At 73.0% G+C, this 16,672-nt stretch carries 14 protein-coding genes; 10 read left to right on the forward strand and 4 right to left on the reverse strand.

The window, feature by feature from the left end; all coding sequences use genetic code 11:
• The 4 genes from AC1UE5_RS16545 to AC1UE5_RS16560 are packed head-to-tail and all read left to right on the forward strand — an operon-like array spanning window position 1 to window position 3,385.
• On the forward strand, window positions 1-456 hold the full coding sequence (locus tag AC1UE5_RS16545; RefSeq protein ID WP_482925460.1) for a hypothetical protein: 456 nt from the start codon (window positions 1-3) through the stop codon (window positions 454-456).
• Window positions 457-482: 26 nt separating this feature from the next.
• Entirely contained in the window at window positions 483-839 is a 357-nt protein-coding gene (locus AC1UE5_RS16550; protein ID WP_482925462.1) for a hypothetical protein, read from the forward strand.
• Window positions 840-851: 12 nt separating this feature from the next.
• Window positions 852-1,712, forward strand: coding sequence for a 4-hydroxy-tetrahydrodipicolinate synthase (gene dapA / locus AC1UE5_RS16555; RefSeq protein ID WP_482925464.1), 861 nt, complete (start codon window positions 852-854; stop codon window positions 1,710-1,712).
• Window positions 1,709-3,385, forward strand: a complete 1,677-nt coding sequence (locus tag AC1UE5_RS16560) for a ribonuclease J (RefSeq protein ID WP_482925466.1) — start codon at window positions 1,709-1,711, stop codon at window positions 3,383-3,385. The genes dapA and AC1UE5_RS16560 overlap by 4 nt, the downstream gene beginning before the upstream one ends.
• On the opposite strand, the gene AC1UE5_RS16565 is transcribed toward AC1UE5_RS16560, so the two are convergent.
• The 3 genes from AC1UE5_RS16565 to AC1UE5_RS16575 all read right to left on the reverse strand — a co-directional run bounded on the left by AC1UE5_RS16565 (window position 3,382) and on the right by AC1UE5_RS16575 (window position 6,618).
• Window positions 3,382-4,437: a GGDEF domain-containing protein gene (locus AC1UE5_RS16565; protein ID WP_482925468.1), complete on the reverse strand. Its 1,056-nt coding sequence runs from the start codon at window positions 4,435-4,437 to the stop codon at window positions 3,382-3,384. The two genes, AC1UE5_RS16560 and AC1UE5_RS16565, sit on opposite strands and share 4 nt — an antisense overlap.
• Before the next feature lie 89 nt (window positions 4,438-4,526).
• Entirely contained in the window at window positions 4,527-5,987 is a 1,461-nt protein-coding gene (locus AC1UE5_RS16570) for a sensor histidine kinase (protein WP_482925470.1), read from the reverse strand.
• Window positions 5,932-6,618, reverse strand: coding sequence for a response regulator transcription factor (locus AC1UE5_RS16575; protein WP_482925472.1), 687 nt, complete (start codon window positions 6,616-6,618; stop codon window positions 5,932-5,934). The genes AC1UE5_RS16570 and AC1UE5_RS16575 overlap by 56 nt, the downstream gene beginning before the upstream one ends.
• A 70-nt stretch (window positions 6,619-6,688) precedes the next feature.
• Here AC1UE5_RS16575 and AC1UE5_RS16580 point away from each other — a divergent pair, with 70 nt between their 5' ends.
• Genes AC1UE5_RS16580 through AC1UE5_RS16600 form a run of 5 tightly spaced genes read left to right on the forward strand, consistent with a single transcriptional unit; the run spans window position 6,689 to window position 13,929 of the window.
• Entirely contained in the window at window positions 6,689-9,214 is a 2,526-nt protein-coding gene (locus AC1UE5_RS16580; protein WP_482925474.1) for an FtsK/SpoIIIE family DNA translocase, read from the forward strand.
• A 15-nt stretch (window positions 9,215-9,229) separates the two neighbouring features.
• The gene (locus tag AC1UE5_RS16585; protein ID WP_482925476.1) at window positions 9,230-10,054 is read left to right on the forward strand and encodes a helix-turn-helix domain-containing protein; all 825 of its coding nucleotides are present in this window, start codon (window positions 9,230-9,232) and stop codon (window positions 10,052-10,054) included.
• Window positions 10,051-11,337 carry a competence/damage-inducible protein A gene (locus AC1UE5_RS16590; protein WP_482925478.1) on the forward strand — a complete coding sequence of 429 codons (1,287 nt, stop codon included), beginning with the start codon at window positions 10,051-10,053 and terminating at the stop codon, window positions 11,335-11,337. The genes AC1UE5_RS16585 and AC1UE5_RS16590 overlap by 4 nt, the downstream gene beginning before the upstream one ends.
• Window positions 11,338-11,358: 21 nt before the next feature.
• The gene (gene thpR, locus AC1UE5_RS16595; RefSeq protein WP_482925480.1) at window positions 11,359-11,901 is read left to right on the forward strand and encodes an RNA 2',3'-cyclic phosphodiesterase; all 543 of its coding nucleotides are present in this window, start codon (window positions 11,359-11,361) and stop codon (window positions 11,899-11,901) included.
• Window positions 11,902-11,904: 3 nt separating this feature from the next.
• Window positions 11,905-13,929, forward strand: coding sequence for a M14 family zinc carboxypeptidase (locus AC1UE5_RS16600; RefSeq protein WP_482925482.1), 2,025 nt, complete (start codon window positions 11,905-11,907; stop codon window positions 13,927-13,929).
• On the opposite strand, the gene AC1UE5_RS16605 is transcribed toward AC1UE5_RS16600, so the two are convergent.
• Entirely contained in the window at window positions 13,858-15,384 is a 1,527-nt protein-coding gene (locus AC1UE5_RS16605; RefSeq protein WP_482925484.1) for a putative bifunctional diguanylate cyclase/phosphodiesterase, read from the reverse strand. The genes AC1UE5_RS16600 and AC1UE5_RS16605 overlap by 72 nt on opposite strands.
• Before the next feature lie 178 nt (window positions 15,385-15,562).
• Here AC1UE5_RS16605 and recA point away from each other — a divergent pair, with 178 nt between their 5' ends.
• Complete coding sequence (gene recA, locus AC1UE5_RS16610) at window positions 15,563-16,651, forward strand: recombinase RecA (RefSeq protein ID WP_482925486.1); 1,089 nt, start codon at window positions 15,563-15,565, stop codon at window positions 16,649-16,651.
• The last annotated feature ends 21 nt before the right edge of the window (window positions 16,652-16,672 follow it).

Here is a 16,672-nt window from a genome sequence, read left to right on the forward strand (position 1 = left end):
GTGCGCGCGCTCCCGACTGCCCTGACCGTCCTCGCCGTCGCCGGCACCCTCGCCGCGTGCGGCGGCCACGATCGCCTCTCCGCCGAGGACTACCGCGCGGAGGCGAAGGAGATCTGCGAGGCGGCCGACCGGGCGGGCGAGAAGGTCACCGAGCCGACGAAGGCCACGCCCAAGGCGATCAGCACGTACTTCCGCGCGCTCGTCGCGCCGAACGAGAAGGCGACCGAGCAGTTCAGCGAGCTGTCGCCGCCCGAGGACCTCCAGGCGGCGCACGACGAGGTGCTCGCGGTCAACCGCGAGGGCGCGAAGGTCGTCCGCGGCGTCATCACGGACATCGACCGCGGCGAGGACCCGGCGACCGTGCTGCAGGGCGCCACGACCGAGCTCGCCGAGCTGCGCGAACGTGCGCGAAAGGCAGCATCGAACCTCGGCGTGCCCGCCTGTGCCGACGAGTAGCCGCCCGTCGGAGTAGCCTCGCGTCCATGGGCTTCATGGACAAGGCGAAGAAGTACGCGGAGCAGGCGCAGTCGAAGCTGGACGAGGTCCAGAAGCAGTTCAACGAGCAGCAGTCCGCGCAGCGGCAGCAGCAGGGCGGCGCTCCTGCGGTCGAGTACGACCAGCACGGCCGGCCGATCCGCCAGGACACCGAGCCGCCGCACGGCGACCCGCTCGCGCAGCCGTCGCCCGCCAGCACGCCGGCGACCGCGGCCGAGCCGGTCGCGCCCACGCCTGACCCCGAGCGCCCGCACGGCGACCCGCTCGCCGACGCGTCGCCCAAGCCGTCCCAGCCGCCGAGCGGGGGCGCCGGACTGACGAGCGGCGACCCGCTCGCTGGATAGCCTGAGGCGGCAGTGCCAGAGCTCGGCTCCATCCTCACCGCGATCGTCACGCCCTTCGACGACGCCGGCAACGTCGACGAAGACGCCTTCGTCGCGCTCCACAACCACGTTCTGCAGAACGGATCGGACGGCATCGTCGCCTGCGGGTCGACGGGAGAGGCCGCCACGCTCGACGACGCCGAGCACCTGCGCGTCATCGAGCTCGCGTGTTCGAACCGCCCGGCGGGCACCACCGTCATCGCGGGCACCGGCTCCAACGACACGCGGCACGCGGTCAAGCTGACCGAGCGCGCGACGGAGCTGGGCGCCGACGCGATCCTGTCGGTGACGCCGTACTACAACAAGCCGAACCGGCGTGGCCTGATCGCGCACTACGAGGCGATCGCGCAGTCCACCGACAAGCCGATCCTCCTCTACAACATCCCCGGCCGCAGCGTCATCGACATCCCGAACGAGCTGCTCGCCGAGCTGGCGCAGATCGACGGCGTCGTCGGGGTCAAGCAGGCCAACGACGACAACCTCGCGCCGATCGAGGGGCTCGACCTCTACGCGGGCAACGACGACAGCTTCGCGCGGGCCCTCGACGTCGGGGCGAAGGGCGGCATCCTCGTCGCCAGCCACATCGTCGGCAACGAGATGCGCCGGATGGTCACCGAGCCCGACAAGCGCGCCGAGGTCGACGCCGGCTTGCGGGACCTGTACGCCGCGCTGTCGGTCACGACGAACCCGATCGGCATCAAGGCCGCGCTCAACCTCCTCGGCCATCACGTCGGCGGGCTGCGCCTGCCGCTGATCGAGGCCGACGAGCGCGAGCTGTCCGTCATCCGCGCCGCGCTCGAGAAGCACGGCCTGCTGGAGCCGGTCCACTCTTGAGCGGCACGCTGCGCGTCCTCCCCCTCGGCGGTCTGGGGGAGATCGGCAAGAACATGACCGTCTTCGAGTACGACGGCGCCATCGTCATCGTCGACTGCGGTCTGCGCTTCCCGACCGCCGAGATGCCGGGCGTCGACCTCGTGCTGCCGGACTTCTCCTACGTCCGCGAGCGCCGCGACGACGTCGAGGCGATCATCATCACCCACGCGCACGAGGACCACGTCGGCGCGCTGCCCTGGATCCTGCGCGACGTGTGGGGCGACGACCCCGCCGACGCGCCGCCGGTCTACGGCCGCCGCCTGACGATGGCCATGGCGCGTTCGCGGCTCGACGAGCACAAGCTCCGCGAGGTGGAGCTCGAGGACGTCGATCCTGGCGAGCTCGTCGACGCCGGCCCGTTCACGTTCGAGCTGCTGCACATGACGCACTCGATCCCCGACGCGTCGGGCGTGGCGCTCACGACCGAGCTGGGGACCGTGGTCGTCACGGGCGACTACAAGTTCGACCAGACGCCGGTCTCCTCCAAGGGGCCCGACTTCCAGCGGCTGGCCAAGCTCGGCGACGACGGCGTGCTGCTGCTGTGCGGTGACTCGACGAACGCCGACCGCGCGGGCTGGTCGATCAGCGAGGCCGCCGTCGGCCCGCAGCTCGAGAAGGTCATCGAGCAGGCGGACGGGCGCGTCGTCGTGACGTCGTTCGCGTCCAACGTCCACCGCGTCCAGCAGGTGATCCGGGCCGCGCACGCGCTCGACCGCCGGGTCGCGCTGGTGGGCCGCTCGATGCGCAAGTACGTGAACATCGCGCGCTCGCTCGGCCACATCGAGGTGCCGGACGGGATGCTCGTGCAGCCGCGCGAGATGGACAACTTCCCGGACGAGAAGCTCGTGATCATGTCGACCGGCTCCCAGGGCGAGCCGGGCAGCGCGCTGCGCCGCATGGCGCACAACGACCACCCGGCGGTCGAGCTGAAGAAGGGCGACACGGTCGTCTTCTCCGCGACGCCGATCCCGGGCAACGAGCGCGCGATCAACGAGACCATCGACCGCCTGTTCCGCATCGGCTGCAAGGTCGTGACGGCGCAGGACGCGCCGATCCACGCGTCCGGCCACGGGTACGCGGAGGAGATCAAGCTGATGGTCGGGCTGACGCGGCCCAAGTACCTGATGCCGTTCCACGGGGACCACAAGCGGCTGCGCCTGCACGGCGAGCTGGCGGTCGCGACCGGGATGGATCCCGACGCGATCTTCCGCGGCGAGAACGGCCTGCCGCTCGAGATCACCGCGAAGGGCGCGAAGTTCGGCAAGCCCGAGCAGTCCGGCGTGATCTTCGTCGACGGGCTGGAGATCGGCGACGTCAATGACGTCGCGCTGCGCGACCGCCGCATGCTGTCGGCCGACGGCATCTTCGTCGTCGTCGCGACGATCTCCGAGCAGACCGGCAAGCCGGTCGCGGACTCGGAGATCATCTTCCGCGGCGTGCCGTTCACCGACGAGGCCGAGGAGCTGCTCGACGACCTGCGCGACGCGGTCGACAGCTGCCTCGAGGAGGCGGCGAAGGAGTCGATCCGCGAGGTCGACCTGCTCGAGAAGAAGCTCCACGACGACCTCGGGCAGTTCGTCTACGGGCGCCTCAAGCGGCGTCCGATGGTGCTCCCCGTGGTGGTGGAGGTCTAGGCCAGCCGGAGGGCCTTGCGCCGGGTCTTCGCCGCGTACAGCGCGGCGTCGGCCCGCTCGCGCAGGTCGGTCGCGCTGCCGCCGATGGGCAGCTCGGCGACGCCGATGCTCGCCATCAGGTCCTCGGCCTCGAGCGCGGCCTCGATGCGCGCCGCGATCTCGCGGGCGCCGCGGATGTCGAGCCCGGGGCAGAGGACGACGAACTCGTCGCCGCCGACGCGGGCCAGCAGGTCGCCGGCCCGGACCGCGCCGCGGGTCGCCATCGCGACGTCGATGATCAGGCGGTCGCCGGCGAGGTGACCCTGCGCGTCGTTGACGAGCTTGAGGCCGTCGACGTCGATCGCGATGAGCGAGAGCGGGGCGCCCTGCTCGCGCGCGGCGTGCATCTCGGCGCCGATCGCCTCGGTGAACGCGCGCTGGTTCGCGACGCCGGTGAGCGGGTCGGTCTCGGCCAGCCGCTCCACCGGTCGGGTGACGAAGCGGCCGATGACGATCACCAGCAGCGCGGTCAGCACGAGCGCGCCGAGCGCGAGCCCGGCGATCGTCACGAAGGCGACCGTGTGCAGCTCCTCCAGCGCCCACGCGACCTGCGCGACCGTGGCGACCGCGCCGCCGCCCGCCGGCACGACCGTCACGAGCAGCGTGTCCGCGCCGTCGCGAACGTGCAGCCCCTGCCACCGGTGCCCGTCGGCGCCCCGGAAGTGCTGAACCGGCACGCCCGTCGCGACGGCTTGCCGCACGTCTGCCGCGAGCGCCGCCATCAGGTGCGTGTCGTCGCCGGTCGCGGACGTCATCGTCCCGTCCGGGTCGAACACCGCCGCGCCGGTGATCCCGTCCGGCACCGACTCGAGGTCCTTGTGGTTGGCCGGCGCGAGCAGCTGCGCGATCGCCGGCGCGGCCTGAACGGCGAACGCGCGCGCCTGCTCGTTCGCCGCACGCGTGAACGCGTCCTCGGCGTTGCAGACGTACCACCACCCGAGCAGCCCGAGCGTCGTCGCGCTGACCAGCAGGCTGAGAACCGCGACCCGCGCGCGGAGGGAGAGACGGCTCAAGAACGACACTCATGATCTGCATCGGGTGTCCCGCCCGACCCCGCACGGTGCCTGGACGGATCGCCGATCGAGCCTGGCGCGCTCGCCGCTCAGGAGGAGGTGCCCGAGTCCGCGCCGGCGGGGACCGCGGTGCGCTCGGACTCCGCGGCCGGGAGGGTCACCGTGAAGCGCGTTCCGGCGCCCTCGGAGGAGTCCAGCTCCACCCGCCCGCCGTGCGAGACGGCCACCGCGCGGACGATCGAGAGCCCCAGGCCGAAGGAGCCGCCGCGGTCGCCGGCGCCGCGGACGAAGCGCTCGAAGACCTTGTCGCGCAGGTCGGCGGGGATGCCGGGGCCGTCGTCCTCGACGATCACCCGCACGTCGTCGCCGTCGCGGAGGACCCGCGCGCGGATCTCTGTGCCCTCGGGCGTGTGCTTGATCGCGTTCTCCATCAGGTTGAGCACGAGCCGGTGGAGCTCGTCGCGGGCGCCGTCGACGATCGCGTGGGAGGAGTCGACGCTGAGGTGGTGGCCGGCGGTCACCGGCTCCAGCTCGGAGGCGGCTTCGACGAGGACCTTGCCGAGGTCGAGCGGCTCGTGCGGCGCGCGGCGGCTGGCGTCCGCGCGGGCGAGCAGCAGCAGGTCCTGCACGAGGCGCCGCATCCGCCGCGACGACCGCAGCGCCGAGGCGGCCGCGTCGCGCTGGTCCTCGTTGTCGAGCGTCTCGGTGAGGAAGTCGAGGTTCGCGAGCACGCTCGTGAGCGGCGTGCGCAGCTCGTGCGACGCGTCGGCGACGAACTCGCGCTGCCGCCGCAGCATCGCGTCCTGCTCCTCCCGTGACGCGGCAAGCGCCTGGAGCATCCCGTCGAGCGTCGTCGCCAGCTCGGTGATCTCGTCGTCGGCGGCCGGCGGGGTGATGCGGCGCGCGGGATCGCGCGTGCGCTCGATCTCCCGGGCAGTCCCGGTCAGGTCGATGATCGGCTTCATCGCGCGGCGGGCGATCATCAGGCCGGCGAGCAGCGCCAGGCCGGCGCCGCCGACGACGCCGCCGACGAGGAAGAGCCGCACACGACGGACGGTCGCCTGCACGTCGGCCAGCGGCCGCGCGTACTGCACGAAGATCGTGCCGAGCTGCAGCGACGACCGCGGCCGCGTCTCGATCCGCCAGCCCTTGTACTCGGCCGTCTCGCCGATGACCTTCCCGAGGTACGGCGCCTTCTGGCTCTGCGCGAGCAGCGTGCCGTTCGCGGCGATGATCCGCACCGCCGCGTCGTCGGAGGAGACGTACGTGTCGAGGTTCGTGCCTGCGGCGAACTTCACGCGCCCGTCGCTGTAGGGGATCAGCCGCGGGTTGAGCTGCGCGGTGAGCTCGTCTGCGGCGTCCTCGACGTCCTGCTCGAAGTCGTCGCGGATCTTCTGCGCGGTCAGCGCGCCGACCGCGACGGCGAAGCCGCAGAGGATGACGAGCGTGAGGAGCGCGGATCCGCCGGCCAGGCGCCAGCGGATCGGGACTCGGTCAAGCGCGGAGGACGTAGCCTGCGCCGCGGATCGTGTGGAGGAGCCGAGGCTCACCGCCGCTCTCCAGCTTCCTTCTCAGGTTCGACACGAACACCTCGATGGTGTTGGTCGTGGCGAACGGGTCGTAGCCCCACACCTCCTCGAGCAGCCGCTGGCGCGGCACGACGATCCGCTCGTTGCGCATCAGGTACTCGAGCAGCTCGAACTCGCGCTGCGTCAGCTCGACGTCGCGCTCGCCGCGCTTGACCTCGTGGGTGTCGGGGTTGAGCGACAGATCGCCCACCACGTACGAGCGCGAGCCGCGCGGCGGCCGGCGCCGCAGCAGGGCGCGCAGCCGGGCCAGCAGCTCCTGCCGCTCGAACGGCTTGACGAGGTAGTCGTCGGCGCCCGAGTCCAGCCCCTCGACGCGTGAGTCCAGCGCGTCGCGCGCCGTGAGCATGAGGATCGGCACGTCGCCGTCGGCCCGCAGCCGCTTGGCGACCTCGATCCCGTCGAGCTTGGGCAGGCCGAGGTCGAGGATGACCATGTCCGGCATGAACGCGACCGCCTCGTCCAGCGCCGCCTCGCCGTCGCCGGCGATGCGCACCTCGTACCCCTCCATCCGCAGCGACCGCTGGACGGCCAGGGCGATGTCCTCGTCGTCCTCGACGACCAAGACGCGGGGGTCACGGGTGTAGCCGCTCACGGACGGCAGCCTAGTGCGGATCCTTTGCGCAGGATCAAGGCGTCCCGTGTCGAAGGAGAGCGGGCCGCCCATGCCCACTGCTGCCAAGCCCCGCAAGAAGACCACGAGCTCGCGCGCGAAGGCCAAGCCCAAGCCCCGCTCGCGCGCCCGCCGTTCCAGCCGGAGCGGCCCGCAGATCGAGCAGCGCCACCTGGACCTGACGGGCCTCGCGTTCGTCGCCGTGGCGGTGTTCACCGGCTTCGTCCTCTACCGCGACCGCGACGGCGGCGAGGCGGGACGCTGGATCACCGACCAGCTGCAGTCGCTGCTGGGGGAGATGGCGTACGCCGTTCCGCCCGCGCTCGCGGCCGTCGGCGTCCTGCTCGTGCTGCGCCCGGTCCTGCCCGCGGTCCGCCCGTTCCGCAGCGGCGGCATCTGCCTCTTCCTGGCCGCGACGCTCTGGTTCGGCGCGGTCGACGGCGGCGCGGTCGGCGAGCTGGCGGAGGACACGGTCGGCACGTTCGTCGGCACGTTCGGCATGGACGTGCTCGCGATCTTCCTCTTCCTCGCCGCGGTCCTGCTCCTCACGGGCGCGTCGATCGCGAGCGTCGTCAAGGCGACCACGGACACGGTGAGCGACACCACGCGCGCGCTGCGCACCGTCGCTCCCGCCCGCGAGGCCGCGCCCCGCACGCGCGCGCCGAAGACGACCGCCCGCAAGCGCCCCGAGCGCATCGAGGTCCCCGAGCCCGACGGCGAGGAGCCGGTCGTCATCCCGACCAGCCCCGGCCTGTTCGAGCCGATCGACGGCCTCGATCTCGACGACGAGGTGCCCGAGGAGCGCTTCACGCGCGGGCGCGCGAAGAAGCCGGCCGCGAAGGACCCGGTCCCGCTCGACACCGAGGAGCGCGAGGTCGACGAGCCCGAGCCCGAGGACGCCGCCGACGCGATCTTCGCCGAGGCCGAGGCCGCCGCGCTGGAGCAGGCCGCCGCCGAGGCCGAGGCCGCAGAGGCGGTCGAGGAGGAAACCGAGGACGAGCTGGACGCCGAGGTCGAGGACGCCACGCGCCACGTCGATCCCGGTCCGAACGGCCTGACGCCGCAGGGCCGCTACCGCCAGTCGGTCCTCGACGACCCCGCGTTCCAATGGCGCATGCCGGTCCCGAAGAAGGTCCTCAGCCGCTCCAGCGCCGCCGACGCGCGCCCGGACACCGCCGGCCAGGCCGAGACCGCGCGCAACCTCGTCGACGCGCTGAGCCACTTCAACGTCGACGCGAAGGTCATCGGCACGGTCTCCGGCCCGCACATCACGCGCTACGAGATCAAGCTCGCGCCCGGCATCAAGATGTCGAAGGTCGCCCAGCTCAAGGACGACCTCGCGTACGCGCTGGCCGCGGTCGACATCCGCATCCTCGCGCCGATCCCCGGCAAGACCGCGGTCGGCATCGAGGTCCCGAACTCGAACCGCAAGATCGTCCAGCTCGGCGACGTGTTCACGCAGCGCCCGGCCGACTGGTCGCCGATCACCGTGTGGCTCGGCAAGGACGTCGCGGGCAAGGCGGTCGGCGCCGACCTGGCGAAGATGCCGCACCTGCTCGTCGCCGGCACGACCGGCGCGGGCAAGTCCGCGTGCATCAACGGGATGCTCTCCAGCGTCCTGCTCAACGCGTCGCCGCACGAGCTCAAGCTCGTCCTCGTCGACCCCAAGCAGGTCGAGCTCAACCACTACGAGGGCATCCCGCACCTGCTCACGCCGGTGATCACGAACCCGCGGGTGGCCGCGAACGCGCTCCAGAACCTGGTCAAGGAGATGGAGGAGCGCTACTCGATCATGGCGCTCGCCAAGACCCGCAACCTGCCGGAGCTCAACCGCTACCGCGCCGAGCGGGGCGACCAGCCGCTCCCGTACGTCCTCTGCATCATCGACGAGCTCGCCGACCTGATGATGGTCGCCCCGGCCGACGTCGAGGACTCGATCATCCGCATCGCCCAGAAGGCGCGCGCGGTCGGCATCCACCTCGTGCTCGCCACGCAGTCCCCGCGCGTGGACGTCATCACCGGCATGATCAAGGCGAACGTGCCGTCGCGCATCGCGTTCGCGGTCTCCTCGCAGACCGACTCGCGCGTGATCCTCGACCAGAACGGCGCCGAGTCGCTACTCGGCAAGGGCGACATGCTCTTCTCGCCGGTCGGCTCGTCCAAGCTCCAGCGCATCCAGGGCGCGTACATCGACGAGGCGCAGATCCTCGCCATCACCGAGCACTGGCGCAAGCAGGGCGAGCCGGAGCTGCGCGACGACCTGCTGGAGGAGGTCGAGGACGCCGACGACGGCGGGAAGGGCGCCGGCAAGGACGAGGACGACTTCGACCCGGACGAGGATCCCCTGCTGGAGGAGGCGATCCACCTCGTGGCGGAGATGGGCACGGCGTCGACGTCGATGCTCCAGCGCCGCCTGCGGCTGGGCTACACGCGCGCCGGGCGGCTGATCGACATGCTCGAGCGGCGCGGCGTCATCTCCGGCTACGAGGGCTCCAAGCCGCGTCAGGTGCTGGTCCCGCCGGGCGACGTGCAGCGCTTCATCGAGCAGCTGCGCGAGAAGCAGAGCGGAACCGACTAGCTTTCAGGCCTGCTCATGGCCGACATCGGGGCCACACTCCGCGAGGCGCGCATGCGCCAGCGCATCGACATCACCGACATGGAGGCGCGGACGAAGATCCGCGCCAAGTACCTCCGTGCGCTCGAGAACGAGGAGTGGGACCTCCTGCCGGGGCCGACGTACGTGCGCTCCTTCCTGCGGACGTACGCAGAGGCGCTCGGGCTCGACGCGAAGATGCTCGTGGAGGACTTCAAGCTCCGCCACGACCCGCTGGAGACCGGCGAGCTGCACCCGATCCGGCGCCCCAACCAGCGCGAGCGCGACCGCCAGCGGCGCCGGCAGGGCCGGCCGGGTGCGCCGCGGGCGGTGCTGATCGGGCTCGTCCTGGCCGGCATCGTCGTCGCGCTGTACTTCGTCGGCCGCGATCCGTCCGGCGACGACGACCCCGAGGGGCTCGCGAACCCGCCGGCGCAGACGTCCACCGAGGAGAGCGAGGGCTCCGGCGAGGGCGGCGGCTCGGGCGACGGCGAGGGCACGAAGTCGTCCTCGGACAAGGACAAGGCGTCCTCGGCGCCCAAGACGGTGCGGCTCCAGCTCGTCGCGACGGGCGAGGTGTACGCGTGCCTGGTCGACCGGCGCGGGCGCGTGCTGCTGCGCAACCAGCTGCTGTCCGCGGGCGACAAGACGGAGACGTTCCGCTCGCAGCGCTTCCGCCTCGTGCTGGGCAACAACCAGGTGTCGCTGCGGATCAACGGGCGCAGCCGGACGGTGCCGGCGTCCAGCGGGCCGATCGGCTACACGATCACGCCGAACGGGCGCACCGACCTGGCCGAGTCCCGGCGGCCGACCTGCGGCGCGTGAGCGCACGCGCGGGCATCGTCGTCACGGGGACGGAGGTCCTCACCGGCCGGGTCGCCGACGCCAACGGCCCGTGGCTGTCCGAGCGGCTGGCGGAGGTCGGGCTCGACCACGCGCACACCGTCGTCGTGGGGGACCGGCCGGAGGACCTTCTGGCGGCGCTGGAGTTCCTCGCGTCCGAGAAGGTCGACCTGATCGTCACCAGCGGCGGCCTCGGGCCGACCGAGGACGACCTGACGGCCGAGATCGTCGCCCAGTTCAGCGGGCGCGACTTCGAGCTGGACGAGGCGCTCGAAGGCCGCATCGCGAAGATCCTCGAGAAGCTGACGGCGCGCTGGCCGGACCTCGACCTGGAGGCCGTGCGCAAGGGCAACCGCAAGCAGGCGCTGGTGCCCGACCAGGCCGCGATCCTCGAGCCGGTCGGCACCGCGCCGGGCTTCGTGGTCACGCCCGCCGAGCGCGGCCGGCCGACGGTCGTCGTGCTGCCCGGGCCGCCGCGCGAGCTGCAACCGATGTGGAGCGCGGCCGTCGCGACGCCGGAGTTCCGCGCGGCGCTGGGGGACGCGACGGAGTACCGCTCGCAGGAGCTGCGGATGTTCGGCATCCCGGAGTCGGAGATCGCGGAGACGCTACGCGTGGCGCGCGGGCGCGGCATCGACATCGACGCGCTGGAGATCACGACGTGCCTGCGCCGCGGGGAGGTCGAGGTCGTCACGCGGTGGGAGCCGCCGCTGCAGCCGGTCTACGACGCGTTCGCCGCCGTGGTCCGCGAGCGGCACGCGGACACGCTCTTCAGCGACGACGGGACGACGGTCGACGAGCAGGTCGCCGGGCTGCTGCTCGAGCGCTCGCTGACCATCGCGACCGCCGAGTCCTGCACGGGCGGGCTGCTCGCGGGGCGGCTGACCGACCGGGCGGGCTCGTCCGCGTACGTGCTCGGCGGGCTCGTCGTGTACGCGAACGAGGCGAAGACCGCGCTCGCCGGCGTGCCGGCGGACCTGATCGAGGCGCACGGCGCGGTGTCGACCGAGGTCGCGGTCGCGCTGGCGCGGGGTGCCGCTTCGGCGCTGGGCGCAGACGTCGGCGTGGGCATCACGGGCATCGCGGGGCCGGGCGGCGGGACGCCGGAGAAGCCGGTCGGGACCGTGTGCTTCTCGGTCTGCCACGGCGACCGCTCGCTGACGCGCCGCGCGAACCTGCCGGGCTCGCGGTTCGACGTGCGCGACCGCTCGACGACGGTGGCGATGCACATGATCCGCCGCCTGCTGCTCGGCGAGAGCGACTGACGCGCGGGCGGGCTGGCCGGCGTGCGCCTGTTCGTCGCGCTCGACCTGCCGGAGGACGTCGTCGCCGCGCTCGAGGAGGTGGGGCAGGCGGCGGAGCGGCCGGGCCTGCGCGTGCTGCCGGCGTCCTCGTACCACGTCACGCTCGCGTTCCTCGGGGAGCGCGACGAGGCGGTCGTCCCGGCGCTCGCGGCGGCCGTGCACGACGCCGTCGCCTCCGGGCCCGGGCCCGTCGCCGGCCTCGCCCTCCGCGCGCCGGCGTGGCTCGGGCGGCGGTCGGTCCTCGCCGTCGATCTCGCCGATCCATCCGGCGCGGCGGCGGCGCTGCACGCGCGGCTGACGGCGGGGCTGGTCGCGGCGGCCGACTTCACGCCCGACGAGCGCCCGTTCCGCCCACACGTGACCATCGCCCGGGCCCGGCGCGGCGCCCGGGTCGCGGGCGCCCTGCCCGACGTGCCGCCGCGCCCGCCGTTCGCGGCCACCGCGGTGACGCTCTACGAATCGCGGCTGGGCCCGGGTGGGGCGAGGTACGCTCCGCTCGCGCGGGCCGACCTCCCGCGCGCCTGAGCCATGCGCCGCCTCGCCGCCGTCCTCACCGCTCTCGCCGGCGTCGCGCTGGGCGTCGTGCCGGCCGTCGCGCCCGGCACCGCGGTTGCGGCCGAGTCGGTCGTCGAGGTGCACGTCAGCGGGCCGCTCGCCGCGGAGACGCTCCAGCGACAGGGGTTCGACCTGATCGGCCGGACGGATACGACGGCGCGCATCCTGCTCCCCGACGACACCGCGCGCCGGCGCCTCACGGCCGCCGGGTACCGCGGCCGGACGCTCGTCGCCGACACCCGCGCGCGCACGCTGCGGACGCTCCGGGCGAACCGGCGCGCGAAGCGCTCCGCGCTCCCGAGCGGCCGCACGCAGTACCGCGTCCCCGCCGACTACGCGAGCGAGCTGCAGGCGCTTGCGACCGCGCATCCCGGCCTCGTGCGGCGGCTCGACCTCCCGCGCGCGTCGGTCCAGGGCCGGCCGATCCAGGGCGTCGAGATCGCCAGCGGCGCCGGTTCGCCCTCCGACGGGCGGCCGGTCTTCATGGTGATCGGCCTGCACCACGCGCGCGAGTGGCCGTCGGGGGAGGTCGCGATGGAGCTGGCGCGCGACCTGGCCGGCGGCTACGGCGGCGACGCGCGGATCACGCGGCTGCTCGACGCCGTGCGGGTCCTGATCTTCCCCGTCACGAACCCCGACGGGTTCCTCGAATCGCGCGGGACCGCGGTGGCCGGCACCGGCCCGAACCACAACCAGCGCAAGAACTGCGCAGGCGGCTGCGCGAGCGGCGTCGACCTCAACCGCAACTACGGCGCGTTCTGGGGCGGCAACGGCGCATCGACGCTGCCGCTGACCGAGACCTACCGCGGGCCGGGGCCGTGGTCGGAGCCCGAGAGCGCCGCGATCCACGAGCTCAGCCAGCGGCTGCACATCACGAACTTCACCTCGATCCACAACATCGCGGCGCTGGTGCTGCGGCCGCCGGGCTTCGAGGAGCTCGGCCTGGCGCCGGACGAGGCGCGGCTGAAGGCGCTCGGTGACGCGATGGCCGCCGCGGCGGGCCCGGACTACGCGTCGGAGTACGGCTACGAGCTGTACGAGGTCACCGGCGCGACCGAGGACTGGAACTACGTCGCGCAGAACGCGTTCGGGTACACGATCGAGCTCGGGCCGTCGAGCAGCTCGGACTTCCACGGCAGCTACGCGACGCACGTGATCGACCAGTACCTCGGCCCGGACGGCGAGCGCGACGACGGCGACGGCATCCGCGAGGCGCTCCTCCTGGCGGGGGAGCAGGCGGGCGACGTGCGCGACCACAGCGTGCTGGAGGGGAGCGCGCCGGCCGGCGCGACGCTGCGGCTGCACCGGGCGTTCAAGACCGCCACGAGCCGCGTCTGCCCGCTCGGCTACGCGGGCGGCAGCACCGACTGCCCGCTGCCCGGCGAGGCGATGCTGCTCGACGACGGGCTCGACACGTCGCTGGTCGTCCCGCCGTCGGGGCAGTTCACCTGGCACGTCACGCCGTCGACGCGGCCGTTCGAGCGCAAGGCGGGGCGGACCGAGGCGTGGACGCTGACGTGCACGGGCGCCGACGGGGCCGTGCTCGCGGAGAACCGCGTGGTCGTCGGGATCGGGGAGCGGCGGGCGCTGACGCCGTGCACGCCGGCCGCGGGCGGTGGGGACCTCGTGCCGCCGCCGACCGCGCCCGCGCCGCAGACCGTGCCCGACCCGCCGGCGTTCGCCGTTCGTTCCACCACCGCGCGCCGCCAGCGCCGCGCGACGGTCCTGTCCCGCGGGGTGCTCGTGTCGGCGACGTGCGCGCGAGCGTGCGAGCTGACCACGACCGTCCGCCGCTCGACCTCGCGCGGGACGGTGATCGGGCGCGCGATGCGGCGGCTCTCCGGCGGCAGGCGGGAGCTGTTCCGGGTGAAGCTGTCGGCGGCCGCGCGGCGCGCGGTGCGGCGCGGGACGCTGCGGCGCGTCGTCCTACGGCTCGAGGCGCGGGGCGGCGGGGTGCAGCGCGTCGAGACGCTCGGCGTCCAGCTCGTCGCCCGCTGACGCCAGCTCCCACGCGAGCTGCGAGGCGTCCATCGGGCCGGCGAACAGGAAGCCCTGGCCGATGTCGCAGCCCAGCCGGCGCAGCTCGTCGAGCTGCTCGGGCCGCTCGATGCCCTCCGCGACGGTCGCCAGCTCCAGCTCCCGCCCGAGGCCGAGCAGCGCGCGCGTGAGGCGGGCGTCGGCGCCGTCGGCGGAGGCGATCAGCTCGCGGTCGAGCTTGAGGATGTCGACCGGGAAGCTGCGGAGGTAGCTCCAGCGGCTGTAGCCCGTGCCGATGTCGTCGAGCGCCAGCCGGATCCCGAGCCGCTTGAGGCGGAAGAGGAGCGGCGCGGCGGCGGCGAGGTCGGCGGTCAGCTCGCTCTCGGTCAGCTCCAGCACGAGCGTCGCCGGGTCGATGCCGGACTCGCGCAGCGCGCCCGCGACGTCGTCGACGAGGCCAGGGTCCTCGAGCTGGCGGGGGGAGAGGTTGACCGCGACGGTGAGGTCCTGTGCAGTGCCGGGCAGGCGCTGGAGCGCGGCGGCCTCGCGGCACGCCTCCTGGATGACCCAGCGGCCGATGGGGACGATCAGGCCGGACTCCTCGGCGGCGGGGATGAAGTCGCCGGGCGCGACCACGCCGCGCTCGGGATGGTCCCAGCGCAGGAGCGCCTCGACCGCGACGACCCGGCCCGTCGTGAGGTCGTGCATCGGCTGGTAGGCGAGCCGGAAGTCGCCGCGACGGAGCGCCTCGCGCAGCTCCTCGACGAGCGTCATGCGGCTGAAGGCCTTCTCGTGCATGCCCTCCTCGAAGAGGCGGTGGCAGCCGCGGCCGGCGGCCTTCGCGGCGTACATCGCGACGTCGGCGTTGCGCAGGATGCGGCCGGCGGTCTCGTCGGCGCCCGCCATCGCGATGCCGATCGACGCGCCCACCGTCGCCTGCCGGCCGCCGAGCTTCACCGGCAGCGAGAGGGCGTCGGAGAGCCGCGTCGCGGTCGTCTCGGCCTGCGCGACGTCGGTGACGTGCTCGAGCAGCACGGCGAACTCGTCGCCGCCCAGGCGCGCGATCGTGTCGCCGGCGCGGAGGGCCTCGTGCAGGCGCGCGCTGACCGTGCGCAGCAGCTCGTCGCCCGCGTCGTGGCCCAGGCCGTCGTTGACGGCCTTGAAGTCGTCGAGGTCGAGGAAGAGGACCGCGACGCCGGTCCTGCTCCGGGTCGCGCGCGCGAGCGCGTGGCGCGTGCGGTCGTGGAAGAGCGCGCGGTTGGGGAGGCCGGTGAGCGCGTCGTGGAACGCCTGGTGGACGAGCTCGCTGCGGCTCGCGGTGAGCCGCTCCATCATCGCGTTGAAGGCGGCGGCGACCTGGCTCAGCTCGCCGTCGCCACGCACCGGGACCGGGGTGGAGAGGTCGTCGGCGCCGACCCTGCGGGCTGCCGCGATGAGGTCGTCGATGGTGGTCGCTGCGCGGTCGTCCGTGAGCATCTGCGTCGGACGTTCGGCGAAGTTGGCGCAGTTCCCTTGCGACCTGTCGCAGTTGCGCAACTTCGTGGGTCGTAAGTTGCCGTCCCGTGACGTCGGGCGAACGGGTGTTCGTGGCGGTTCCGTCCGACGGCCGTTTCATAGTTCCCGTCGTCCGCGTGAGAAGAGAGCGAGAAGAACCATGGCCGTGAGCGAACAGGAGAAGGCCGCCAAGGCGCGCGACGCCGCCCTGCAGGGCGCGCTGTCCCAGATCGAGCGTCAGTTCGGCAAGGGCACCGTCATGCGCATGGGCGACGAAGGTGCCCAGGTGAAGGTGCAGGCGATCCCGACGGGAGCGCTGTCGCTCGACCTCGCGCTGGGCATCGGCGGCGTGCCGCGCGGCCGCATCGTCGAGGTGTTCGGCCCGGAGTCGTCCGGTAAGACGACGCTGATGTACCACATCATCGCGGAGGCCCAGCGCCTCGGCGGCGTGTGCGCGTTCATCGACGCCGAGCACGCGATGGACCCGCTGTACGCGCGGGAGATCGGCGTCGACATCGACGAGCTGCTCGTGTCGCAGCCCGACTACGGCGAGCAGGCGCTCGAGATCGCCGACATGCTCGTCCGCTCGAGCGCCGTCGACATCGTCTGCGTCGACTCGGTCGCCGCGCTGACGCCGCGCGCCGAGCTCGAGGGCCAGATGGGCGACACGACCGTCGGCCTGCAGGCGCGGATGATGTCGCAGGCGATGCGCAAGCTCGCCGGCAACCTGAACCGCACCGGCACGCTCTGCCTCTTCACGAACCAGATCCGCGAGAAGGTCGGCGTGATGTTCGGCTCGCCGGAGACGCAGCCGGGCGGTCGCGCGCTGAAGTTCTACTCGTCGCAGCGCCTCGACATCCGCCGCATCGAGACCCTCAAGGAGGGCACCGAGGCGGTCGGCAACCGCGTGCGCGTGAAGGTCGTCAAGAACAAGGTCGCGCCGCCGTTCCGGCAGGCCGAGTTCGACATCGAGTTCGGCAAGGGCATCTCGACCGCCGGCTGCATCCTCGACCTGGGGATCGAGCACGGCATCGTCACGAAGTCCGGCTCGTTCTTCTCGTACGGCGACGAGCGGCTCGGCCAGGGGCGCAACAACGTCAAGAACTACCTCAACGAGCACCGTGAGGTCATGGCCGAGATCGAGGCCAAGATCTACGAGGCGCTGGGGATCGACCGCGACGCGGTCCAGGAGATCGGCGAGGACAAGGATCTCGCCGCCGTGCCGGAGATCGCGGGCTCCGCGGCTTGAGCGCCCTCCCGGCGTCGTTCG

The organism is Parviterribacter multiflagellatus (genome assembly GCF_056863265.1).

Coding starts and splice junctions, on each gene's coding strand:
- AC1UE5_RS16550 (WP_482925462.1), top strand. CDS start 483: ATGGGCTTCATGGACAAGGCGAAGAAGTACGCGGAGCAGGCGCAGTCG.
- AC1UE5_RS16605 (WP_482925484.1), bottom strand. CDS start 15,384: ATGCTCACGGACGACCGCGCAGCGACCACCATCGACGACCTCATCGCG.
- AC1UE5_RS16600 (WP_482925482.1), top strand. CDS start 11,905: ATGCGCCGCCTCGCCGCCGTCCTCACCGCTCTCGCCGGCGTCGCGCTG.
- recA (WP_482925486.1), top strand. CDS start 15,563: ATGGCCGTGAGCGAACAGGAGAAGGCCGCCAAGGCGCGCGACGCCGCC.
- AC1UE5_RS16580 (WP_482925474.1), top strand. CDS start 6,689: ATGCCCACTGCTGCCAAGCCCCGCAAGAAGACCACGAGCTCGCGCGCG.
- AC1UE5_RS16585 (WP_482925476.1), top strand. CDS start 9,230: ATGGCCGACATCGGGGCCACACTCCGCGAGGCGCGCATGCGCCAGCGC.